17 protein-coding genes are annotated in these 24,059 nt (G+C 64.9%); 7 read left to right on the top strand and 10 right to left on the bottom strand.

Annotated features, from left to right (window positions below; translation table 11 throughout):
• Positions 1-9 precede the first annotated feature (9 nt).
• Complete coding sequence (locus ACFFJK_RS11030) at positions 10-495, top strand: cyclic nucleotide-binding domain-containing protein (RefSeq protein WP_379679177.1); 486 nt, start codon at positions 10-12, stop codon at positions 493-495.
• On the top strand, positions 492-1,655 hold the full coding sequence (locus ACFFJK_RS11025; protein WP_379679176.1) for an AI-2E family transporter: 1,164 nt from the start codon (positions 492-494) through the stop codon (positions 1,653-1,655). The genes ACFFJK_RS11030 and ACFFJK_RS11025 overlap by 4 nt, the downstream gene beginning before the upstream one ends.
• A gap of 108 nt (positions 1,656-1,763) precedes the next feature.
• Here the strand turns inward: ACFFJK_RS11025 and ACFFJK_RS11020 are convergent, their stop codons facing one another.
• The 6 genes from ACFFJK_RS11020 to ACFFJK_RS10995 form a co-directional block, all read right to left on the bottom strand.
• Positions 1,764-4,028: a YgiQ family radical SAM protein gene (locus ACFFJK_RS11020; protein WP_512700281.1), complete on the bottom strand. Its 2,265-nt coding sequence runs from the start codon at positions 4,026-4,028 to the stop codon at positions 1,764-1,766.
• A gap of 89 nt (positions 4,029-4,117) precedes the next feature.
• Complete coding sequence (locus ACFFJK_RS11015; protein WP_379679174.1) at positions 4,118-4,414, bottom strand: DUF4404 family protein; 297 nt, start codon at positions 4,412-4,414, stop codon at positions 4,118-4,120.
• Between the two features lie 10 nt (positions 4,415-4,424).
• On the bottom strand, positions 4,425-4,637 hold the full coding sequence (locus ACFFJK_RS11010; RefSeq protein ID WP_379679173.1) for a VF530 family protein: 213 nt from the start codon (positions 4,635-4,637) through the stop codon (positions 4,425-4,427).
• Between the two features lie 251 nt (positions 4,638-4,888).
• Positions 4,889-7,060 carry a M3 family metallopeptidase gene (locus tag ACFFJK_RS11005; protein WP_379679172.1) on the bottom strand — a complete coding sequence of 724 codons (2,172 nt, stop codon included), beginning with the start codon at positions 7,058-7,060 and terminating at the stop codon, positions 4,889-4,891.
• 71 nt (positions 7,061-7,131) lie between these two features.
• Entirely contained in the window at positions 7,132-9,252 is a 2,121-nt protein-coding gene (locus tag ACFFJK_RS11000; protein WP_379679171.1) for a M3 family metallopeptidase, read from the bottom strand.
• A gap of 157 nt (positions 9,253-9,409) precedes the next feature.
• The gene (locus ACFFJK_RS10995; RefSeq protein ID WP_379679170.1) at positions 9,410-11,563 is read right to left on the bottom strand and encodes a M3 family metallopeptidase; all 2,154 of its coding nucleotides are present in this window, start codon (positions 11,561-11,563) and stop codon (positions 9,410-9,412) included.
• A 172-nt stretch (positions 11,564-11,735) separates the two neighbouring features.
• Between ACFFJK_RS10995 and ACFFJK_RS10990 the strand changes: the two genes are divergently transcribed.
• Positions 11,736-13,073, top strand: a complete 1,338-nt coding sequence (locus tag ACFFJK_RS10990; protein WP_379679169.1) for a GMC family oxidoreductase N-terminal domain-containing protein — start codon at positions 11,736-11,738, stop codon at positions 13,071-13,073.
• Here the strand turns inward: ACFFJK_RS10990 and ACFFJK_RS10985 are convergent.
• From ACFFJK_RS10985 to ACFFJK_RS10975, 3 genes are all read right to left on the bottom strand, one after another.
• A complete protein-coding gene (locus ACFFJK_RS10985; RefSeq protein ID WP_379679168.1) occupies positions 13,067-13,282 on the bottom strand; it encodes a SlyX family protein in 216 nt (71 codons plus the stop codon). The two genes, ACFFJK_RS10990 and ACFFJK_RS10985, sit on opposite strands and share 7 nt — an antisense overlap.
• A 69-nt stretch (positions 13,283-13,351) precedes the next feature.
• A complete protein-coding gene (locus ACFFJK_RS10980) occupies positions 13,352-15,487 on the bottom strand; it encodes a DUF4214 domain-containing protein (RefSeq protein ID WP_379679167.1) in 2,136 nt (711 codons plus the stop codon).
• A 224-nt stretch (positions 15,488-15,711) separates the two neighbouring features.
• A complete protein-coding gene (locus tag ACFFJK_RS10975; RefSeq protein ID WP_379679166.1) occupies positions 15,712-17,775 on the bottom strand; it encodes a UvrD-helicase domain-containing protein in 2,064 nt (687 codons plus the stop codon).
• A gap of 67 nt (positions 17,776-17,842) precedes the next feature.
• Between ACFFJK_RS10975 and modA the strand changes: the two genes are divergently transcribed.
• From modA to ACFFJK_RS10960, 3 genes are all read left to right on the top strand, one after another.
• Positions 17,843-18,610 carry a molybdate ABC transporter substrate-binding protein gene (modA, locus tag ACFFJK_RS10970; RefSeq protein ID WP_379679165.1) on the top strand — a complete coding sequence of 256 codons (768 nt, stop codon included), beginning with the start codon at positions 17,843-17,845 and terminating at the stop codon, positions 18,608-18,610.
• Positions 18,603-19,322, top strand: a complete 720-nt coding sequence (modB, locus tag ACFFJK_RS10965; RefSeq protein WP_379679164.1) for a molybdate ABC transporter permease subunit — start codon at positions 18,603-18,605, stop codon at positions 19,320-19,322. The genes modA and modB overlap by 8 nt, the downstream gene beginning before the upstream one ends.
• Positions 19,323-19,433: 111 nt before the next feature.
• On the top strand, positions 19,434-19,919 hold the full coding sequence (locus ACFFJK_RS10960) for an SRPBCC family protein (protein WP_379679163.1): 486 nt from the start codon (positions 19,434-19,436) through the stop codon (positions 19,917-19,919).
• 104 nt (positions 19,920-20,023) lie between these two features.
• On the opposite strand, the gene ACFFJK_RS10955 is transcribed toward ACFFJK_RS10960, so the two are convergent.
• Positions 20,024-21,463, bottom strand: a complete 1,440-nt coding sequence (locus ACFFJK_RS10955) for a dihydrolipoyl dehydrogenase (protein ID WP_379679162.1) — start codon at positions 21,461-21,463, stop codon at positions 20,024-20,026.
• Positions 21,464-21,844: 381 nt separating this feature from the next.
• Here ACFFJK_RS10955 and ACFFJK_RS10950 point away from each other — a divergent pair, with 381 nt between their 5' ends.
• Positions 21,845-24,019 carry a pectate lyase family protein gene (locus tag ACFFJK_RS10950; protein ID WP_379679161.1) on the top strand — a complete coding sequence of 725 codons (2,175 nt, stop codon included), beginning with the start codon at positions 21,845-21,847 and terminating at the stop codon, positions 24,017-24,019.
• Positions 24,020-24,059: the final 40 nt, after the last annotated feature.

Below are 24,059 nucleotides of genomic sequence, written 5' to 3'. Positions count from 1 at the left end.
GGAGCACCCGTGATTCTCGGTTTCCTCAAGCCGCCCACCATGTCCCCGCGCCTGCATCGCTTGAAGAACTCGGCGCTATTCTCGACGCTGAGCCCGCTGGAACTGAAAATCGTCGATGGCCTGCTGCATGAGCGCCGTTACCTCACCGACGAGATCGTGTTCGACGAAGGCGAGGAAGGCCAGGCGCTGTACCTCCTGATGAGCGGAAAAGTCCTGATCAGCAAGGCGCACGCCGGCGTCAACCAGGTCGTCGCGCAACTGGAGCCGGGCAGCTTTTTCGGCGACCTTGCCCTGCTCGACAACTCGCCGCGCAATGCCCAGGCACGCGCCATGGAACCATGCGAGATGGCGGTATTCTTCCGCGCCGACTTCCTCGGCCTGCTGGAAACCGACGCCGTGATCGGCTACAAGATCTCGCTGGCGCTGGCGCGCCACATCGGCCTGCGCCTGCGCGAATGGATGGGCACCGGCCGGCCCCAGCTCGAAGCCTTATGAACGGCGCCGAGCGCGCCGGACCGTTCGTCTGGACCGGGATCATTGCCGCCACCTGCCTGCTGCTGCTGGTGGTCCAGCAGATGCTGTGGCTTGCCCTGCCCTTCCTCTTCGGCGGCGTGCTGCACTACATCCTGGTGGGCCCGATGCAACGCCTGGTACGCGCCGGCTACAGCCGCAACGCCGCCACGATGATGGTGTGCCTGCTGTTCTTCGCCTTCCTGACGCTGGCCTTGAGCGCCGCCTTCTCCTGGAGCCGCGGCCCGGAAGAAGATTCATGGGAAAAGACGGTCGGCCTCTACCTCGACGGCGGCGTCGCCTTCGTGCACAACACGATGACCCTGCTCGAGCAGAAATTCCCATTGCTGGCCGAGATGCACCTGACCGCGACCGTCAACGCGATCTTCCGCACCCATACCGACAACTTCGCCGAAAAACACCTGGGCGAAATCCTGGTTGCGCTCGCGACCTGGGTGCCGTCGCTGCTGCTGGCGCCCTTCCTGGCGTTCTTCTTCCTGCGCGACGGCCTGCGTTTCAAGAAATTCCTGGCGCGCGCGGTGCCGAACGCCTATTTTGAGCGCGCCCTGTACCTGCTGCACGAAGTCGACCAGACCGCGCGCCGCTACTTCGATGGATTGCTCAAGCTTACCGTGCTCGACACGGCCGTGCTGGCGCTGGGACTGTGGGCGATCGGCGTGTCCTCGCCCCTGCTGCTGGGGATGATCTCCGCCGTGCTGGCCTGGGTGCCGTTCGTCGGCTCCATCGTCGGTTGCGTGCTGGTGGTGATCGTGGCCTCGACCGATGCGCCGAGCAATCCCTTCATCGCCTACGGCGCGTTCGGCGTGTTCGTGCTGGTGCGCCTGCTGGACGACTTCGTGTTCATGCCGCTGACGCTGGGGCGCAGCATCCGCGTGCATCCGATGGTGACGGTCCTGATGATCTTCATCGGCGGCGCGCTGGCCGGGGTGGTGGGGCTGATGCTGGTGCTGCCGCTGCTGGGGGTGGTGATGGTGATCGGCGAGACGCTGGGGCGCCTGGTGACCAATCCGCGGCTGCGCGCGCGGCACCGCTATGCGCGCGCGCTGCGCACGCGCCAGGCCAGCGTGGACCTCGATATTTCTCGCGAGCGGCGCGGCGCGCCTACCCCCAACGCAGGACTGTAGCGTGGTCGGCTTCGCCGATCGCGCGTTCGACTCAACGGTTGAATGGCCACCGTCGCGTTCATGCAAACACGGTTTGAACGCGCGCCCGGCAGAGCCGAGCACCCTGCGTTATTTTCTGCCTGCTTTCGGCTTGGCCTTGATGGTCGACAGGATCGACGGCTTGACCTTGCTCGGCGGCGCCATGAACGGCGTGCTTGCCGGCTTGCGCTCGCTGCGCTCGCCTGCACGCGCATTGCGCTTCGGCGCCACCTCGATGGTACGTCCCTTCGGCATACCGCCCGGAACGCGCCGGTCTTCCCGCACCATCGAGGCGCCCTCGTCGGAGGCCGGCACCAGATGGCGCTCGCCATTGCCGATCAGGTCGCCCCGGCCCATGCGACGCAGGCCCTCGCGGATGACCGGCCAGTTCTCCGGATCGTAGTAGCGCAGGAAAGCCTTGTGCAGCTTGCGCGTCTTGCCGCTCTTGGCGGTCTCGACGACTTCCGAATCCTCGGTCACCTTCGCCAGCGGGTTCTTGCCCGAGTGGTACATGGTGGTGGCCATTGCCATCGGCGTCGGCGTGAAAGTCTGTACCTGGTCCAGCTTGAAATTGTTCTTCTTCAGCCACAGCGCCAGGTTCAGCATGTCCTCGTCGGTCGAGCCCGGGTGGGCCGCGATGAAGTACGGGATCAGGTACTGCTTCTTGCCGGCCTCGATCGAGTACTTGTCGAACAGGCGCTTGAACTCGTCGTAGGCGCCGATGCCCGGCTTCATCATTTTTGAGAGCGTGCCCTGCTCGGTGTGCTCCGGCGCGATTTTCAAGAGGCCGCCCACGTGGTGGGTGACCAGCTCCTTGACGTACTCGGGCGAGCGCACGGCGAGGTCGTAGCGCAGGCCGGAACCGATCAGGATCTTCTTGATGCCGGGGATCGCGCGCGCCTTGCGGTACAGCGAGATCAGCTTGCTGTGGTCGGTCCCCAGGTTGCTGCAGATGGTCGGGTACACGCACGACAGGCGGCGGCAGGATTCCTCGATTTTTTTATCCTTGCAGGCCAGGCGGTACATGTTGGCGGTGGGCCCGCCCAGGTCGGTGATCGTGCCTGCAAAGTTCTTGGTCGTGTCGCGGATCAGCTCGATCTCGCGCAGGATCGACGGCTCCGAGCGGCTCTGGATGATGCGCCCTTCGTGCTCGGTGATCGAGCAGAAGGTGCAGCCCCCGAAGCAGCCGCGCATGATGTTCACCGAATAACGGATCATTTCCCAGGCCGGGATATGGGCCTTGCCGTAGCTGGGGTGCGGGGCGCGCGCGTACGGCAGGTCGTACACATTGTCCATCTCGTCCATGGCGAGGGGCAGCGGCGGCGGGTTCAGCCAGACGTCACGGTCGGCGTGCTGCTGCACCAGCGCGCGCGCGTTGCCCGGGTTCGACTCGAGGTGGAACACGCGCGAAGCGTGCGCGTACATCACCGGGTCTTCGCTGACGGTCTCGAACGACGGCAGGCGCACCACGGTCTTTCTCGCCTTTTCGCGGGCGGCGGCCTGGCGCTCCTCGCGCGTCATGATCACCACCGGTTTCACTTCCGGCTCGGGCTTCGCGTTCTCGGTGGCGCAGGCCTTGGTGTCTTCCTGCGCCATCGCGTAGGGGTTCGGGTGCGGGTCGACGCGGCCCGGCACGTCGACGCGGGTCGAGTTGTGCACCGACCACTCTTCGTCCGGCAGCCAGCCATGCGGCACCAGGAAGGCGGTGCCGCGCAGGTCGCGGATGGTCTTGATGTTCTCGCCGGCGGCGATGCGGCGCGTGACGTCGACCAGCGCGCGTTCGGCGTTGCCGAAGATGACCAGGTCGGCTTTTGACTCGAACAGCACCGAGCGGCGCACCTTGTCCGACCAGTAGTCGTAGTGCGCAATGCGGCGCAACGAGGCCTCGATGCTGCCGGCGATCACCGGCACGCCCGGGAAGGCTTCGCGGGCACGCTGGCAGTACACCGTGACGGCGCGGTCGGGACGCTTGTTCGGCTCGGCGTTGGGGGTGTAGGCGTCGTCGGAACGGATCTTGCGGTCGGCCGTGTAGCGGTTGACCATCGAGTCCATGTTGCCGGCGGTAATGCCCCAGTAGAGGTTCGGCTTGCCGAGCGCGCGGAAGGGCTCGACCGAAGTCCAGTCCGGCTGGCTGATGATGCCGACGCGGTAGCCCTGCGCTTCCAGCAGGCGGCCGACCAGCGCCATCCCGAAGCTCGGGTGGTCGATGTAGGCGTCGCCGGTGATCAGGATGATGTCGCACGAATCCCACCCGAGCTTGTCCATTTCGGCGCGGGACATCGGGAGGAAAGGCGCGACGGGGGCGCGGCTGGAGCGCTTCGGGACGCTCGCAAAGAGATTTACTGGGGAGTTCATTGGCCGGTATTGTACCGGAAAACCGTTTTCCGGTCGCCCCACCGACCGAAAAATGGCTTACTTATCAATGACTTGTGGCTGAGCAGCGCCTAGATACCCATGTTGGCGAGGATATTGCCGAGCTCGCGCAGGCCGGTGGAGACGGTCGGATGGCGGACATTGAAGCGGGCCGCCAGTTCCTGGGTGCGCGAGGACAGGCCGTAGGTGTTGTTGTCGAGCTCCTGTTCGGCACGGCGCTCGAGGACCTTTTCGATGTCGCCGTCGAGCTGGCGCAGCAGGGTTTCCAGTTCCGGATCGATCTCGCCGGTCTCCTGCAGTTGCCGGTGCAAGGCCTTGAGGCGCAGTTTCAGGTCAGTACCGTTCTCGCTAGGGTTGTCACTCAGCATGTCGTTCTCACTAGTTGGTAAAGCGGGTCTCGAGGTACAGCGCCTCGACTTGCTGGCGCGCCCATGGCGTGCGGCGCAAAAACTTCAGGCTCGACTTGATGCTAGGGTCTTTCTGGAAGCAATTGATGTCGACCCGGCGGCCGAGCTCTGCCCAGCCATAGTGTTCGACGAGGCGGGTTAACAGGGATTCTAAAGTAATACCGTGGAGGGATTGAACACTCATCGCTGGTTTGTGGTGACGAAGGGGTGAGCGGGTAGTTGTACACTGGACTGGGAAATCGAGCGCTGCGTGGTTGCGGGCCAACTTGGGTTCCCGCCTTCGCGGGAACGACGTTGCTTTGTGTACCGGACCATCGTTGGCTGACACTTCAGCCAGTACCCGTAAAGCCGTCGCTCCCGCGCAGGCGGGAGCCCAAGTTTGCATAAGCAGTCATGAACGCCAGCCGCATTGCACAGCCGGCGCGTCAGACCAGCTTACTGGCCGGTCAGGCCGCGGCGCTCCAGCAGCGGCTCCACCTGCGCATCGCGGCCGCTGAAGTTGCGGTACATCTGCATCGCATCCAGCGTACCGCCGCGCGACAGCAGGGTCTTGCGGAAGTGGTCGCCGTTCTTGCGGGTCAGGCCGCCGTTTTCCTTGAACCAGTTGACGGTGTCCGCGTCCAGCTTCTCGGCCCACAGGTAGCCGTAGTAGCCGGCCGAGTAGCCGCCCGAGAAGGTGTGCGAGAAGTAGGTGGTGCGGTAGCGCGGCGGCACCAGGGCGAAGTCGACGCCGGCCTTCTTCAGCGCGGCGGCTTCAAACGCCAGCACGTCGGTCGGAATCTGCTTCGGCGACAGCTGGTGCCAGGCCTGGTCCAGCAGCGCGGCCGCCAGGTACTCGGTGGTGCGGAAGCCTTCGTTGAACTGCTGCGCGGCCTGCACCTTGTCGAGGAGCTCCTTCGGCATCGGCGCACCGGTCTGGTAGTGCTTGGCATAATTGGCCAGCACTTCCGGCCAGGTCATCCACATCTCGTTCACCTGCGACGGGAACTCGACGTAGTCGCGCGGCACGCGCGAGCCCGCAAAGCGCGGATACTTCACGTCCGAGAACATGCCGTGCAGGGCGTGGCCGAACTCGTGGAAAGTGGTGCGCACTTCATCGTAGGTGAGCAGGGTCGGCTCGCCCGCGGCCGGCTTGGCGACGTTCAGGTTGTTGGCAATGACCGGCTTCGTGCCCAGCAGGTGGCTCTGCGGGACCCAGGCGTTGGCCCAGGCGCCGCCGCGCTTGTTGGCGCGCGCGTACGGGTCGAAGGTGAAGATCGCGAGCTGCTTGCCGTCGTGGTCGAACACGTCGAACACGCGCACGTCCTCGACATAGGTCGGCAGGTCCTTGCGTTCCTTGAAGCTCAGGCCGAATTGCTTGTTGGCGGCGAAGAACACGCCATCGACCAGCACGCGGTTCAGCTCGAAGTAGGGACGCAGCTGGTTGCCGTCGAAGGCGTACTTGGCGGCGCGCACCTTGTCGCTGTAGAAGGCCCAATCATGGGCGGCAGCCTGGAAGCCGCCTCCGGTGCCGGCCGATTCCTGGTCGATGACTTTCTGGATTTCCGCCGCTTCCTTGCGCGCGTTGCTCACGGCCGGCTTGGCGAATTCGGCCAGCAGCTGGTTGACGGCCTTGGTATTCTTGGCGGTCTGGTCTTCCAGGTGGTAGGCCGCGTGGTTCGGATAGCCCAGCAGCGCGGCGCGCTCGGCGCGCAGCTTGGCGATCTTCAGGACCACGTCGCGGTTGTCGAATTCGCCGCCGCGCGAACCGCGCGCCATTGACGCCGCCAGCAGCTTTTCGCGGGTGGCGCGGTTGGTCAGCACCGACAAGGCCGCCTGCTGGGTCGTGTTCACGACCGGGATCACGAACTTGCCGTCCAGGCCGCGCTTTTTCGCCTCGAGCGCGGCGGCATCGATCGCCTTTTCCGGCATGCCGGCCAGCTCGGCGCGGGTGTCGACCACCAGCGCCGAGGCGTTGGCTTCCTTCAGCACGTTCTGGGCGAACTGGGTCGACAGCCCGGCCAGCTGGCCGTTCATTGCCTTGAGCTTCTGCTTGTTGGCCTCCGACAGCTTGGCGCCGGCGCGCACGAAGTCGGTGTGGTAGCGCTCGACCAGGTACTGCGACTCGGCGTCCAGGCCCAGCTTGGTGCGCTTGTCGTACAGCGCCTTGATGCGCGCGTACAGCCTCGGATTCAGGCGGATCGCGTCGTTGTGGGCGGCCAGTTGCGGGGCCAGCTCCTTGTCCAGCGCCTGCAGGGTGTCGTTGGTGTACGAACCCTTGAGGGTGTTGAACGCCGCACCGACACGGTTCATCAGCAGGCCCGAACGCTCCATCGCGACGATGGTGTTCTCGAACGTCGGCGCAGCCTTGTTATTGGCGATCGCTTCGATCTCGGCAGCTTCCTGGCGCATGGCTTCGGCGAAGGCCGGCGCGAAGTGCTCGTTCCGGATCTTGTCCCAGGCCGGGTACTGGAACGGCAGGGTGCTCGGTGCGGCGAACGGGTTCGATGCGTCGAACTGCGCAGCCGCAGCCGCAGCCGGGGCGGGTGCAGCCTGTGGGGCGGCAAAGGCCAGGTTGGCGACCGCGACGCTTGCGGCGGCGACCAGCATGATGTGTGGACGGTGCATGGTGTCCTCGTTGTGGTTGGTATGAAAATAAGACGGCAAGCGAAAAGGGCCGCCGAAGCGGCCCTTCCCGGTTAGTTCAGGCCGCGGCGTTCCAGCAGCGGCTCGATGACCGGATCACGGCCACGGAAGTTGCGGTACATCTGCACCGCGTCCATGGTGCCGCCCTTGGACAGGACCATCTGGCGGAAGCGCTCGCCGGCCTTGCGGTTCAGGCCACCGTTTTCCTTGAACCATTCGCCCGCGTCGGCGTCCAGGCGCTCGGCCCACAGGTAGCTGTAGTAGCCGGCCGAGTAGCCGCCCGAGAACGCGTGCGAGAAGTAGGTAGAGCTGTAGCGCGGCGGGACCGGCGCGAAGTCGAGGCCGGCGTCACGCAGTGCCTGCTCCTCGAAGCTCTTCACGTCGGCCGGGATTGCCTTCGAGCCCAGCTGGTGCCAGCGCTGGTCGATCACCGCCGCCGCCAGGTACTCGGTGGTGCGGTAGCCTTCATTGAAGCGCTGCGACGCCTGCAGCTTGTCCAGCAGGGCCGATGGCATCGGCTCGCCGGTCTGGTAGTGCTTGGCGTAGTTGGCCAGCACTTCCGGCCAGGCCATCCACATCTCGTAGACCTGCGACGGCAGCTCGACGTAGTCGCGCGGCACGCTGGTGCCCGAGAAGCGCGGGTACTTCACTTTCGAGAACCAGCCGTGGGTGCCGTGGCCGAGTTCGTGGAAGGTGGTGCGCACTTCGTCCCAGCTCAGCAGGGTCGGTTCGCCCGGCGCCGGCTTGACCAGGTTCAGGTTGTTGGTGATGACCGGCTTCTTGTCCAGCAGGGTGCTCTGGCTGACCAGCGAGCTCATCCATGCGCCGCCGCGCTTGTTCGGGCGCGCATACGGGTCGAGCACGAAGATCGCCAGGTGCTCGCCGTTCTCTTCGAAGATGTCGTAGACGCGCACGTCGGCGTCGTAGGTCGGCAGGTCCTTGCGTTCCTTGAAGGTGATGCCCCACAGCTTGGTGGCAGCGAAGAAGGCGCCGTCTTCGAGCACGCGGTTCAGTTCGAAGTAGGGCTTGAGCTGGTTGGCGTCGAAGGCATACTTGGCGGCGCGCACCTTGTCGCTGTAGAAGTTCCAGTCGTAGGCCGCGACCTTGAAGTTACCCTTTTCGGCATCGATCACCTGCTGGATCTCGGCTGCTTCCTTCTTCGCGTTGCGCACTGCCGGCGTCGCCAGGTCGGACAGCAGCTTGTTGACGGCGGTGGTGTTCTTGGCGGTCTGGTCTTCCAGCGAATAGGCGGCGTGGCTGGCGTAGCCCAGCAGCTCGGCGCGCTCGGCGCGCAGCTTGGCCAGTTGCAGCACGGCTTCGCGGTTGTCGAATTCGCCGCCGCGCGAGCCGCGCGCCATCGATACCGACAGCAGCTTCTCGCGGGTAGCGCGGTTGGTCAGCATCGACAGCGGGCCCTGCTGGGTGGTGTTCACGACCGGGATCACGAACTTGCCGTCCAGGCCGCGCTTCTTCGCTTCCGCGGCGGCGGCGTCGATGACCTTCTCCGGCAGGCCGGCCAGCTCTTCGCGGGTATCGACCACGAAGGCCGACGCGTTGACTTCTTTCAGCACGTTCTGGCTGAACTGGGTCTGCAGGGCAGCCAGCTTGGCGTTGTACTCGCGCAGCTTCTGCTTGTCGGCGTTGGAGAGCTTGGCGCCGGCGCGCACGAAGTCCTTATGGTAGCGCTCGAGCAGGTATTTCGATTCGGCGTCCAGGCCCAGCTTGTCGCGCTTGGCGTACAGGGTCTGGATGCGCTGGAACAGCTTCGGATTCAGGCGGATGGCGTCGCCGTGCGCGGCCATCTTCGGCGCCAGTTCCTTGTCCAGGGCTTGCAGGGTGTCGTTGGTGTAGGAACCGACCAGGGTGTAGAACACCGGCGACACACGGCTCAGGAGTTGGCCCGAACGCTCCATCGCGACGATGGTGTTCTCGAAAGTCGGCGCGGCCTTGTTGTTGGCGATCGCCTCGACTTCGAGCGCCTGCTGGCGCATCGCCTCGGCGAACGCCGGCGCGAAGTGCTCGTTCTTGATCTTGTCGAAGGCCGGATAGCCGTACTGCAAGGTGCTCGGCTTGGCGAACGGGTTGGACGCATCGAGCTGCGAGGCTGGTGCGGCATAGGCCAGGTTGGCCATCGCGACGGCAGCCGCGATCAGGAGCATACGAGGACGATTCATGGTGTCTCTGGTGTTGATATACAGCGATGGAACACGCCTGCCCTGCCCTCCGCCGGGCTTGTGGCTCGGCGAAGAAGGGTCGGGCGCGGGGAAGGGATCAATTACCGGCGCAGTTGCCGGCGCAGTTGCCAGCTCAGTTGCTGACCTGGTTGCCAACTCAGTTGCCAACCAGGCCGCGGCGCTCCAGCAGCGGTTCGATGACCGGATCGCGGCCACGGAAATTGCGGAACAGGTTCATGGCCTCGGTGGTGCCGCCGCGCGAGAGCAGGGTCTTGCGGAAGTGGTCACCGTTCTTGCGGGTCAGGCCGCCGTTCTCCTCGAACCACCTGACGGTGTCGGCGTCGAGCTTTTCGCTCCACAGGTAGGCGTAGTAGCCGGCCGAGTAGCCGCCGTTCATCGAGTGCGAGAAGTAGGTCGTGCGGTAGCGCGGCGGCACCGGCGCGAAGTCCACGCCGGCATCCTTCAGCGCCCTGGCTTCAAACGCCAGCACGTCCGTCGGAATCTGGTTCGGCTTGAGCTGGTGCCAGCGCTGGTCGATCAGCGAGGCGGCCAGGTATTCGGTCGTCATGTAGCCCTGGTTGAACTTCCTGGCCGCGATCACCTTGTCCAGCAGTTCTTTCGGCATCGGCGCGCCGGTCTGGTGGTGCTTGGCGTAATTGGCCAGCACTTCGGGCCAGGTCGCCCACATTTCGTTGACCTGCGACGGATACTCGACGAAGTCGCGCGGCACGTTGGTGCCCGAGAAGTGCGGGTACTTCACGTCCGAGAAGATGCCGTGCAGGGCATGGCCGAACTCGTGGAACATGGTGCGCACTTCATCGTAGGTCAGCAGCGTCGGCTGGCCCTTCGGCGGCTTCGGGATGTTCTGGTGGTTGCCGACCACCGGGCGGCGGCCCAGCAGGTGCGACTGCGACACGTATTCGTTCATCCAGGCGCCGCCCTGCTTGTTGCCTCTGGCATAGGGGTCGAACAGGAAGATCGCCAGCTGCTTGCCGTCGTGGTCGAACACGTCGAACACGCGCACGTCCGGGTCGTATACCGGCAGGTCCTTGCGCTCCTTGAAGGTGATGCCGAATTCCTTGGTCGCGGCGAAGAACACGCCATCGACCAGCACGCGGTTCAATTCGAAGTAGGGCTTGAGCTGGTTCTCGTCGAAGTTGTACTTCGCGGCGCGCACCTTGTCCTGGTACAGCGGCCAGTCGTAGGCAGCGACCTTGAAGCCACCTTTTTCCTGGTCGATCACTTTCTGGATCTCGGCCGCTTCCTTGCGCGCATTGTTCACCGCCGGCTTGGCCAGTTCGGCCAGCAGCTGGTTGACGGCCGCCGGGTTCCTGGCGGTTTCCAGCTCCTGCGAATAAGCGGCGTAGTTCGGGTAGCCCAGCAGCGCGGCACGTTCGGCGCGCAGCTTGGCAAGGCGCAGCACGATCTGGCGGGTGTCGAACTCGCCGCCGCGGCTGCCGCGATTCAAGGATGCCGCCATCAGGCGCTCGCGCGTCTTGCGGTTGGTGAGGCTGGCCAGCGCGGGCTGGCTGCTGGTGTTGACCAGGGCGATGGCGTACTTGCCTTTCAGGCCACGCTTTTCCGCCTCAAGCGAGGCGGCATTGACCTCGGCGTCCGAGAAACCGGCCAGCTCTGCGCGGGTGTCGACGATCAGCGCCGACGCGTTGGCTTCCTTCAGCACGCGTTGCGAGAAGTCGGACTGCAGCGAGGCGATCTCGCCGTTGTACTTCTTGAGCTTGTCCTTGTCGGCGTTCGACAGGTTGGCGCCCGCGCGCACGAATTCCTTGTACACGCGCTCGAGCAGGAAGTGCGATTCCGCATCCAGGCCCAGGCTGGCGCGCTTGTCGTGCAGCGTCTTGATGCGCTTGAACAGGGCCGGGTTCAGGTAGATTGCGTCGTTGTGCGCCGCCAGCCTGGGCGACATCTCGCGGTCGATCGCGTCCAGGCGGTCGTTGGTATTGGCGGTCTGCAGGTTCGAGAACACGGCGGCCACGCGCGCCAGCATCTGGCCGGCACGCTCCATGGCGACGATCGTGTTGTCGAAGGTCGGCGCGGCGCGGCTGGTCGCGATCGCGTCGATTTCCTTCAGGTGCTCGGCCATGCCGGCGGCATAGGCGGGCAGGAAATGCTCGTCCTTGATCTTGTCGAAGGCCGGGTAGTTCAGCGGCAGGCTGCTCGGCTGGGCGAACGGATTGGAAGCGTCGATGGCAGCAGGCGCAGCGGACACGAGCGACGCCGAAGGCGCGGCAACTGCGGCTGCGTGCGCGAGCGCAAGGCTGGCGGCAACGATGAGCAGATGTGGTCGGTTCATGAGATCTTTCAGGGACTCTTGAAAGGAGCTGCCGGGCGGGCTCGACAGCCTGTGCGCGGAGATCATAGCAGGCTTATACGCATGCCGTCACAATAAAAAAGGTATGTATGGCACATGTATCCGCCTTGTATCCGTCATGTATCCGCATGTATCAGGAATGAGTCGATGAAGCGTGTTAGCATCCGCTTCCACCGCCTTCTTCGACATGGATTTTCCTTCCCATCCCTATGACGCGATCGTCGCCGGCACCGGCCCCGGCGGCGCCAGCACCGCGCGCGAACTGGCGCGTGCCGGCCTGCGCGTGCTGATTCTCGAGCAGGGCAGCGCCGCGCCCCTGCGCGGCACCCTGGGCCAGATGGCCACGATGGCGCTGCCGGGCAAGGGAAGCTGGCTGCACCGCGACGCCTCGCTGCTGGTGGCGGGGACCACGCTCGGCGGCAGCTCGGCGCTGAACTTCGCCACCGCCGCGCCGCCTCCCCTCGGCATGTTCGCGGCCCACGGCATCGACCTGGCCCCGGCCCTGGCCGCGCTGCGCGCCGAACTGCCGCTGGCGCCCCTGCCCGACAGCCTGGTCGGCCCGATGGCCGGGCGCATCACGGCAGCCGCGCGTGCCGCCGGTTTCGACTGGCAAAAACTCGACAAGATGATCCGGCCCCAGGCCTGCCGCAGCGGCTGCTGGCGCTGCGTGTACGGCTGCCCTTACGGTGCCAAGTGGAGCGCGCGCGACTTCGTCGATGAAGCCTGCCGCCACGGCGCGGTGCTGGGCGACCGTACGCGCGTGCTGCGCGTGCTGATGGAAGGCGGACGCGCGGCCGGCGTGGAACTGGTGCACGCCGGCCGAAACCACATCGTGCGCGCGCCGCTGGTGGTGCTGGCGGCCGGCGGTGTCGGGAGCCCGCGCCTGCTGCATGCATCCGGCCTGGCGCCGCGCCACGCCCCGTTCTTCAGCGATCCGGTGGTCGCGGTCATGGGCAGTGTCGACGACATGGATGAGGGCAAGGGCGGCGCCGAGGTGCCGATGGCGGCCGGCGCCGGCTTTCCGCATGAGGGCATCGCGCTGGCCGACCTCACGCTGCCGCGCCCGATGTATACGGCCTTCGCCTTGCAGGCGGGCCGCGTCGACCGCCTCGGCGCGCATGCGCAGTCCCTGAGCATCATGGTCAAGATCCGCGACGACATCGGCGGCAGGATCGGGCCGCGCTGGGTGGACAAGCGGCTGACGCCGGGCGACCGCGCGCGTTTCGACAAAGGCATCGGGATGGCGCGCGCGATCCTGGAACAGGCGGGCGCGCACCACATCTTCGCGACCCACCATTTCGCCGCGCACCCGGGCGGCAGCATTCCCATCGGAGCAAAGGCGGGCGCGGGCGTCGACAGCGAATTGCGCGCCGCACCCGGGCTGCACGTGTGCGACGCCTCGGTGATCCCGCAGGCATGGGGACTGCCGCCGACCCTGACCCTGCTGTGCCTGGGCAAGCGGCTGGGCGCGCTGCTCAGTACTGCTCAGTAGTGCGGCGGTTTCTCGTTGACCGGGCCCTGGCGCGTGGATTGCAGGGTGCGGACGTGGTCGGCCAGCGCAGCGACCATCGCCTCGAGCTGGTCGATGCGGCGTCCCTGGCGGTAGATGGTCTGGTTCAGCGTCTCGACCAGGTCTTCCTGGTGCGCGAGCTTGATCTCGATATCGACAAAGCGATCTGTGAAGCGGTCTTCCTGACTCATTGGCAACCCCTGGCAAACGCCGGTGCAAAACCGGCATTATGCCAGTCTTGCCCCGGTGCCTGCCGGTGATTATGGCTGGTTCCACGGCGTGAATTCGATGCCGCTCCCGATGATCTCGATGACCTGCGCCTTGTTTTCGAAGCCTTCGCTGAAATCGACGATGATTTGCGCGCGATTGTCGTCGTTGATGACGTTGATCCAGTACTCATAGCCGGCAGCGTCGGGCTCGCGGTCGAGGATGTTCAGGTACAGCTGGCGCACGAACTGCGCCTCGGTCGGGTTGATGCCGTACAACGCGTCGAATTCCTTCTGCTTCATGAACTCGTTTGCAACCTGCAGCAGCGACGTGCCGGTGCTCTCCATGCGCCACATCCAGTACCCCTGGCCCGCAGCTTCCGCCGGGCGGCCGAGAACGGCTTCGTACAGGCGGTACACCTGGCCGCCGACGCCCTCGATATCGAGGGCTTTGTAGCCGTCGCTGAACTGGACCCGTTCGACGTTGTACAGGCCGTCGGTACCGCCGTTACCCGACTTGGCGGTGACCGTGCTGCCCCAGACGCCGCGGGCGATCGTGTAATCGGCCATGCTTCCGGCATACACGACGGTGTCGATGCCGGCGCCGCCGTTGATGGCGTTGTCACCCGCACCCGCGGTAAAACGGTCGTTGCCCGGCGTGCCGTTCTGGTTGGCGCTGCTGGCGATGACGAAGTTCATGTTGCTGTTGGCAGCCGAGACGTTGTCGCCGATGTCGATGGAGACGGCGTTGACCGAATACGTACCGTTCGGCAGTGGTGCAGACGCGATACTCCATTTACCGTCTGCACCGACGGTGGTACGGGCGATTTCGAACTTCTCGGTCACGTGGATCAGGGAAATCGTGGTACCGGCCTCGCCGGTGCCGCTGAAGACGGGCCGGTTGCCGCCGGCATCGAGCGTAAAGGTATTGGTGGGCGTCGTCGGCGCCTTGCCGTCGATGTTGAAGGTGGCAATCGCGCTGCTGGCCGAGGTATTGCCGGCAGCATCCGTTGCGGTTGCATGGACCCGGTAGTTCAGGCCATCCGGCAATCCCTTGGCGACAAATTTCCACAGGCCGTTCGCCCCCACCGTGGCCGTGCCCACTGCGGTCTGGTTGACGTAAATCGTCACCGTCGAATTCGCTTCCGCGGCGCCGTTGATGATCGCATCGCTCCCGGTGGCGTAGCCGGCGGCATTCTTAGTCACCGTAAAAGTCGGGGCAGCCGGTGCTACCGTGTCGGCCACGTTCGCGCGCGACACGCTCATGTCGGTAAAACGCAATTCCTCGATCGACAGCAGGGTATCGATACCGTCCGCGACGCTGGCAACGCGCAGGCTGCCGTCGACATTATTGGTAATCGTGTAATTGCTTCGTGGACCCGTGTAAACCACCGTGTCATTGCCACCCCGGCCATCAAACATGTCGTTTCCTTTCGTGCTATAGAAAATATCGTCGCCATCGGTGCCGGTGAAGTACGACCCTTCGGCGCCAACGCCGAGCCGGCCGCCCAGGCCATCACGGCCATAGAGCCAATTCAGGGCAGCGATGTCATAAGGGCCGAAAGTGCTGTAGGGTCCGCCAACGTCCTTGTAGGACATCAGCGTATTGGCAGTGTTGTCCTGTGCCGCCGGCAGGTGGATGTGGTCGTGTTCATCGGCTTCATGGAACGGATGGCGCAAGCCGAGTGCGTGCCCCAGTTCATGCAGCAGGGTCTGGTAACCGGGGCCGCCTGGCGTCAGGTCGCGGTTCTGGAACCGCCATTCGACGTTGTCCAGGTACACCCAGGCATTCGCCGAATAGCTTTTCAGCTGGTCACCGACGTACGAATAGCTGCTTTGCCAGCTGGCCAGGCCGACGGTCTGGCTATCCTTGATGTCGAGATTGGCAAGGTGGATCTGGGCATTGCTGCCGACCGCCGTTTCAACGAACTGGATGCCGGTAATCTCGGCCAGGTAACTGAACGCGGTACGCGTCGCCACCTGCTGTTCCAGGGTGAAGGTTTCCTGCCCGGTCACCGGTTGTTTGGTTTTTGAATCGATTTCGATACCGGAAGTAATCGAAAACGTGTAGTAGATCGTGTTCGGTGTTGCCGAAGTCAGGTAATTCCAGTCGGGGCCGACATCGAGCAGCGCATCGATATGGTTCAGACCGGAATGGGGAGTGACAGTGATGTTCGAAACGGTTGCCATGACAAAGGAAATAAGCAGAAGATTGTGCGGATGAGCTCGCTTTCCGGAAAGTATTTCCTGCGACACAATTGAAGTCAAATAAGAATTTCAATCGTGCGCACCCTTGCCACCTTTTCAAGGCTTATGCGCAACGCATAAGCAGGGCGGAAACGTGCCGGCATCAGGGCAGTCGCGTCCTCGAAGACAATATGGCAGCACCAAGGGCGGGCCCCCTGCAGGCGTCGTCAGGCGCTTTTTGGCGTGGCCAGCAAGGCTTTCAGGTTGGCCAGCCTTTCCTTGGGTGTCAGCACTTCGGTTTCCTTCGGCGGCGCATCGCCCACGTCGAGTGCCATTTCCTTGATGAAGCGCGAAGGCTCGCAATGCACCAGCTCGCCTGCGCGCTTGCGCTTCTTGCACCAGGTCAGGCGCAGGGTGCGCTGGGCACGGGTGATGCCCACGTACATCAGGCGCCGCTCTTCCTGGATGCGCGCGGCGATGACTTCCACCGGCGCGTCCGGGTCGCCCTTGTGCGGCAGGATGCCTTCTTCCACCCCGACCAGGAACACGTGCGGGTACTCCAGACCCTTGGAGGCATGCAGGGTCGACATGCGCACCGCGTCCTGTTCCTCGTCCGAGCCCTCCAGCATCGACATCAGGGCCACCATCTGGGTCAGTTCGAGCAGGTTCTTTTCCTCGCCGTCGCGCTCGCGCCCGCCCCGGCCGCGTTCCTTGAGCCAGTTGGTGAATTCCAGTACGTTCTGCCACTTGGCCTGGGCCGCGCGGTCGTCGAAGTTCTCGTACAAGTAGTGCTCGTAGTTCATCTCCTTCATCATGTCGTCGAGCACCTCGGCGGCATTGTCGCCGCTGCCCGAGGGGCCGGGGCGCGTGGCGCGGTCTTCCAGCTCCAGGATGAAGCGGCAGAAGTCGCGCAGCGGCGCCAGCTGGCGCTCGGCCAGCTTGGCTTCCAGCCCGCCCTTGCGCGCCGCCTCGAACAGCGAGCAGTTCCACTGCTTGGAGAATTCGCCGAGCGTCTCCAGGGTAGCCATGCCGACCCCGCGCTTCGGCGTCGTGACGGCGCGGATGAAGGCCGGGTCATCGTCCTGGTTCGCGATCAGGCGCAGGTAGGCGATGATGTCCTTGATCTCGGCTTTATCGAAGAAGCTCTGGCCGCCGGACATCGTGTAGGGGATGCGCTCCTTGCGCAGGGACTGTTCGATCACGCGCGCCTGATGGTTGCCGCGGTACAGGATCGCGTAGTCGGCCCATTTGTTCTTGCGCTGGAAATGGTCGGCCGAGATCATGATGGCAACCTGCTCGGCTTCCTGTTCGTCGCTCTGCATGCCGAGCACCTCGATCGGCTCGCCCAGGCCGTGTTCGGACCAGAGCGACTTCTCGAACAGCTTCGGGTTGTTGCCGATGACTGCATTGGCGGCCTGCAGGATGCGCGTGGTCGAGCGGTAGTTCTGTTCGAGCTTGATGACTTGCAGGTCGGGAAAGTCGACCTGCAGGGTTTTCAGGTTTTCCACCGAGGCGCCGCGCCAGGCGTAGATCGCCTGGTCATCGTCACCCACGGCGGTGAACATCGGCTTCTTGCCGAGCCCCGTCACCAGCAGTTTCACCAGCTCGTACTGGCAGGTGTTGGTGTCCTGGTATTCGTCCATGAGCAGGTAGCGCAGGCGGCGCTGCCAGCGGTCGCGGATCGATTCATTGTTGCGGAACAGCTCCACCGGCAGGCGGATCAGGTCGTCGAAGTCGACCGCCTGGTAGGCCTGCAGCGTGGCCAGGTAGCTGCGGTAGACGCGCGCGGACATCGCCTCGTCCTCGTCTTTCGCGTTGCGGATCGCGTCTTCGGGGTCGACCAGCCCGTTCTTCCACAGCGAGATCGCGTTCTGGATGCGGCGGATCTCCTGCTTGTCCGTGGTCAGCGCCAGGTCGGACACGACGGTGTAGCAGTCGTCGCTGTCCATGATCGAGAACTTGTCCTTCAGGCCGACCCCGGCCGCTTCCTGGCGCAGGATCTTGACCCCCAGCGAGTGGAAAGTGGAGACAGTCAGCTGCTTGGCCTGCTTCGGCTGCTTGAGCAGCTTGCCGATACGCTCCTGCATCTCGAGCGCCGCCTTGTTGGTGAAGGTGAGCGCCGCAATCGTGCGCGGGTCGTAGCCGCGGTCTTCGATCATGTAGGCGATCTTCTGCGTAATGACACGCGTCTTGCCCGAGCCGGCGCCGGCCAGCACCAGGCAGGGGCCGTCGAGATAGAGCACGGCTTCGCTCTGCGGCCCGTTGAGGCCGAATTTCGGTGCGTTGGACATGGGAAAGATTTCTGCAGGGTGGGCGGGTATTGTAACGATGAGTTCGCGAGCGCGCTAAAATGATCCAATGAAAAAATTACTTGTCATCCTGTTTGCAACACTGCTGTCGCTGCCCGCCAGCGCCGCCACCTTGCTGGTGGCGGCGGCCAGCGACCTGGCGTATTGCATCGATGACCTGGCGGCAGCCTTTCGCAAGGAGGTGCCCGGGGCGGTGGTCAAGGTGTCGACTGGCGCTTCCGGCAATTTTTTTGCCCAGATCCGCAACGGCGCGCCCTTCCACGTGTTCCTCTCGGCCGACATGATGTATCCGACCGAGCTGGCGAAGCTGGGCGCCGCCGACGGCGCCACCTTGCGCCCATATGCCGTCGGCCGGATCGTACTGTGGACACTGGACCCGCGCTTGGACGTGGGACAGGGCCTGGCGCTGCTGCGCGACCCGCGCGTGGCGCGCGTGGCCATCGGCAACCCGGACACGGCGCCCTACGGCCGTGCCGCCAGGGCGGTGCTGGAGCGCGACAAGCTGTGGGAAGCGGTGCAGCCGCGCCTCGTGATCGGCGAGAACATCGCGCAGGCGGCCCAGTTCGTCCAGACCGGCAACGCCCAGCTGGGCATCGTCTCGCTGGCCACCGTGCGCGCGCCGAGGATGGCGGGCGTGGGCCGCTATCACCTGATCGATGACAAGGGGGTGGCGCCGATCGAACAGGGCGCCATCGTTACCCGTGCCGGCAGCCGTGAAGCGCTGGCGGCGCGCTTCGTGCGCTTCCTGGGTTCACCGGCGGCACGCGCCATCCTCGAGCGCAACGGCTTCAGCCTGCCGGCTGCTGCGAATGATTGAAGCGGCGTCTTTCACCTCGGCCGTCTTTTCCCCCGAGCTCTGGGCCGCGCTCGAACTGACGCTGCGGCTGTCCCTGGTCACCTCGCTGGTGCTGCTGGCGATCTCGATTCCGCTCGCCAATTGGCTCAACAACAGCCGGATGCGCGGCATCCTGTTCATCGAAACCCTGGTCAGCCTGCCGATCGTGCTGCCGCCGACGGTCATCGGCTTTTATCTCCTGATGCTGATGGCGCCGCAGCGCCCGCTGGGCGCGGCCTGGCTGTCGGTGTTCGGGCACCCGCTGCCCTTCTCCTTCGCCGGCCTGGTGGCCGGTTCTGTCGTATACAGCCTGCCGTTCGCGGTGCAGCCGATCCAGTCGGCCTTCCGCAACGTCAGCCATGACCTGGTGCAGTCGGCCCTGGCCCTGGGCCTGACCCGGCGCCAGGTCTTCTTCTCGATCGTGCTGCCGCTGTCGCGCAACGGCATCCTGACCGGCCTGTCGCTCAGCTTTGCCCACACGATGGGCGAATTCGGCGTCGTGCTCATGTTGGGCGGGAACATCCCGGGCCAGACCCGGGTGGCCTCGATTGCGCTCTACGACGAGGCGCAAAAGCTCAACTACGCGGCCGCCCACGCCTATGCCCTGGTGCTGCTGGCGATCTCGTTCGCGATCCTGGTGGCGATCGCATTCTTCCAGCGCAAGCAGCATGCACTGTTTTTGGGTAATAACTGACAACTGACCTGGGCAATCAGCAGGCAGCGGCGCGACGGAACGGGTCGCAATCGGGTACCATCGCACCCTTGTGGCGCCGCGCGCCAAGCCTCATTTCGGATATCCTGCACCATGAAATTTGAACATCTCATCCAGATCAACGATCCGCTCAACCCGCTGATCGATACCATCACGATCGAACAGCTGTGGCGCGGGCTGGTCATGCGCGCCGAATCGCCCATGATGTTCGTGCCGCACCTGGACGAATGCACGATCGGCGAGCGCACCAGCGGCAGCTTCGCACGCCGCCTGCGCTACGGCGACCTGGTGATCGACGACGTCGTGCACCTGACACCGCTGAAGGAAGTGCGCTTCGAGGTGCCGGCCCAGGGCGAGATCGCGGCATCGAGCCTGCGCATGATCATCGAGGCGCCGACCAGCGCCATGCTGCTGGTGCGTTTCTGCTACGACGACGGCCAGGGCGAGCATACCGACCCGGCCAACGAAATGTACGACGACTTCAAGCGCTCGGCCTACCAGGAAGCCGACATCGATACCGTACGCATCGTGCGCCAGCTGGCGCAGGACGGCAAGCTCGATGCCACCCGCCTGAACTGAGCCTCACCGACGTTTGCGTACGCTCCGGCTGCGCACCGAACTTGGGCCCCGGCCTGCGCCGGGGCGACGGTCTTCAAGCTAACGGTTGATAAAACCGGAGACGCCTAGGTACCCGGTTCGCTATCGGCCGCATCGATCTCGCTTTCCCCCTTTGCCAGGCACGCCGCCAGGTCGCGCAGGGCGGTGCGCACGCCCTCCTCGATCACCGGGTGATAGAACGGCATCTCCAGCATCTGGTCCACCGTCATGCGCATCTGGCAGGCCCATGACAGTGTGTGCGCCAGGTGCTCGCCGCGCGGCGCGATCATCTCGGCGCCCAGGAAGCGCCGCGAGCCGTATTCCGCATACACCCGTAGCACCCCCTTGTTCTGCAACATCACCCGGCTGCGTCCCTGGTTCGCGAACGATACCGAGCCGACCGCGAACTTGCGCTGGCCGCCTTCGCACAGGCTGCGGTAACTGGCGCCGAGGGTGGCGATGTTCGGTTCGGTGAAGGCCACCGCGATCGGCGCGCGGCGCAGGCCGGGACGCACGTCCGGGTAGCGGCCCGCGTTGTCGCCGGCGATCTTGCCGTGGTCGGCCGCGTCGTGCAGCAGCGGGCGCTCGTTGTTGGCGTCGCCCGCGATGAAGATGTGACTGGTCCCGCACTGCATGGTACGGGTATCGAATAGCGGGATGCCGTCTTCACTTCGCTCGAGGCCGCTGTGTTCCAGCCCGATGTCATGCACATTGGGGATGCGGCCCGCGGCCATCAGCACATACTGGAAACGCTCGGTGTTTTCCTTGCCGAGGGCGTCGCTGACGCGCAAGGCCACCTCGTTCCCTTCCTGGACTGCGCCCACGACCTTCGACTGGAACTGGATGTCCAGCTCCTCGTTGAGCACACGCCCGGCCGCGCGCAGCACTTCCGGATCGGTGATGTGGGCGATGCTGCCGCCGCGCGCGAACAGCTTGACGCGCACGCCGAGGCGGTGCAGGGCCTGGCCCAGCTCCAGCCCGATGACGCCGGTGCCGATGATGGCCACCGACCTGGGCAGGTCGTCCCAATAAAACACATCGTCGCTGGTGACGATGCCGGGGCCGACGTTCTCGAGCTCGGGCAGGCGCAGCGGCGCCGAACCGGTGGCGATCACGATGCGGGCAGCCTGGACCTCGGTGTGATCGTCGACCACCAGCGTGTGCGGGCCGGTGAAGCGCGCGTGGCCGCGCAACCTGTCCTCCTCCGGCATGGCCTCGACGCCTTCCAGCACGAAGCCCACGAAACGGTCGCGCTCGCTGCGCACGCGCGCCATCACGGCCGGCCCGTCGATGCGGACCTCGCCGGCATGCACGCCGAAGGGCGCGGCATGCCGCATCGCATGCGCCGCCTCGGCCGCGGCGATCAGGAGCTTGCTCGGCATGCAGCCGACGCGGGCACAGGTGGTGCCGTAGTGGCCGCTTTCGATCACCACGACCCGCGCACCCTGCGCCTTGGCGGCGCGATAAGCCGTCATGCCGGCGGTGCCGGTGCCGATGACGGCGACATCCACGTCCAGTTTGTTCATCGTTCTCTCCGCAAAGCCATGCCGGAACGATACGCGATTTTGGCAAAGCAGGTTGGCCCCTGCCAGGGAGCCGCGCGCCGCCAGCATGCGCCAGGCCGATCTTCCATGCACGTTCAGTTGCGTAAAAACAGCGCTGCAACGTCTTTACATAAAGCACTGGACGGAGAGAAAAATTGTAGTTACATTAACTCGATTGGTCGGACCAAAATTCTTTCGGTCGGAGCAGATGGAAAATTGGCCTGATCAATTCACCTCTTAAAAAATAAATAGGAGACGTCAATGAATGCCAGTTTGCATCGCAGTTGCCTTGCCGCTTCAATTGCTCTCACACTCAGCGCCTGCGGCCCCGGCGCGCCCGAATCGCCTACGACCGTCGCGTCGATGGGAGCAACCCGCGCTTCGGTGACCTCGGCCGGCGCCTGCCCCGCACTGGCGCTCGACGGAATCGACGCCCAAACCCTCACCGGCGAGTCTACGCCACTCCAGCTCGGCACCTACGGTACCCGCAGGCCCGGCGCACCGGTCCTGATCGGTGGCAAGCACTCGCCGACCAATTATCGCGCCGCCCCGGTGCTGCCGACGTGGCAGTTCGCCACCTCCGATCCCACCAACGGCGTGCTGACCTTCGAATGCGACGTGGCGCCGAACGTTGGCTGGCACAGCTACAAGCGCAACGGCAGCGCGCACCAGAAAGTCGTCGTCACCGGTGGGCGCAACGCCGCGCCCCAGCACGTTTATACCGTGTACAACGGCCAGCAACTGGTGGCCGCGCTGCACGAGGCCGGACTGGCGCCCAAGATCATCCGCGTCGTCGGGCACATCGACATGCGCATGAGCGCCAACAATACGGTCTTCAAGGAATACGAAAGCTACACCGACCAGAAGTTCGGCGGCTCCATCAGCATCCCGTCCAACACTACGCTGGTCGGCATCAACGATGCGCAAGGCCGCGCGGCGCGCATCACCGGCACCACGCTCCTGGTTGGCGGCGAGCTCCCGGCGGCGCCGGGCGGCAATGCCGAGGCGGACTTCAAGGCATGGATTGCCGCCGGCAAGGATGGCGACCTGTTCCCCACCTGGACCCGCAACGTCATCATCCGCAACATCGCCCTCGATACCCCGTGGGACGTGAACCCCGAGGACTCGGCCAACGCGTATGCGGACGGCGTCACCATCTCGCGCTCGCAGAACATCTGGGTCGACCATGTCACCATCAGCGACGGCGACACGCCGGACCGGCTGGCCAGCGACACGCGCCACGATGGCGCGCTCGATATCGTGCGCGGTTCCGACTATGTGACCCTGTCGAACAGCTATTTCTTCAAGCATGGCAAGACGACCTTGGTCGGCAATGGCGACAGCGGCCGCGCCTGGAGCGACGAGGGACGCCTGCACGTCACCTTCCACGGCCTGTACTGGCATGGCACCGCGAGCCGCCTGCCGCTGGTCCGCTTCGGCCAGCTGCATACCTTCAATAACCTGGTCGAGGGCGACACCAGCCCCGCCGACCCGGACATGAAGTTCGCCGGCGGCCTCGATGTGCGCTACCGGTCCGACGTGCTGTCCGAGAACAACTACTACCTGTTCAAGAACCTGAAGCCGGCCTCCGTTGGCGGCAAGGTTTCCAGCGGCAAGGATGCGATCAGCTACCGTGCTTCGGGTGAACTGTTCATCAACGACAAGGGCGACGACACCAAGCCATGGGTGGGCGGCGCGATCGATATCTCGAACACGCTCATGACGGCGACCGGCCTGCCGCGCCTGGCCAACTGGACGCCGCCGTACAGCTACACTGCCCTGCCGGCCGACCAGGCATGCGTGTTCGTGAAGAACAATGCGGGCGCCGGACGCGTGAATAATCCGGGCAGCGGCGCGACCTGCACCGCGGCCAGCACCACGACGCCGACGCCGACCGACCCGACGCCGACCGATCCGCCCCCGACCGATCCGACCACGCCACCGTCGGGTACGGCGCCGGTCTGCACCGCTTTGTTCACCTGCAATACCGGGGTCGGCCAAGGGGTGATGCATCCGGCGGTGACGGCGCCGGTGTCGAGTTCCTTCCTGAACGGCGTGCATACCATCACGGGTGCCGGCAACATCTCGACCTCCACCAGCTACCACCACTACTTCAAGTACATGCCGCTGACCGGCAATTTCGTCATGACGGCAAGGATGCTGTCGCAGGGCGGCAGCACCAGTGGGGCCCGCGCGGGCCTGCTGGCGACCGATTCGCTGTCGGGCTCCGGCACCTTTGCCTGGACGGCACGCTATGCCAACACGGGTGAGATCCGCCGCGCCATCAACGGCGACAACAAGTCGGTGCTGCCGGGCTATTCGTCGACCACGCTGCCGGTGTGGGTGCGCATCGAGCGGCGCGGCAATGCCCTGTACTCGGCAGCTTCGCGCGATGGCCTCACCTGGACCGAGGCCACCAGCGTCAACGTGACGGCGCCGACACTGTATGTCGGCATGGCGGTCTCCTCGGGCAGCAATACCGCCACCCAGACCGCCACCTTCAGCAAGCTCTCCGTCATCGGCGGCGGCTTGAACTGAGGCCGGCATCGGGCGCAATACAAAGCAAAAACTGGCACAT

It is taken from the genome of Massilia consociata (assembly GCF_042432755.1).
Taxonomy (GTDB): Bacteria; Pseudomonadota; Gammaproteobacteria; order Burkholderiales; family Burkholderiaceae_D; genus Telluria; species Telluria consociata.
Note: the sequence above shows the minus strand (reverse complement) of the source record. Positions and strands in the feature narration are given on the sequence as shown.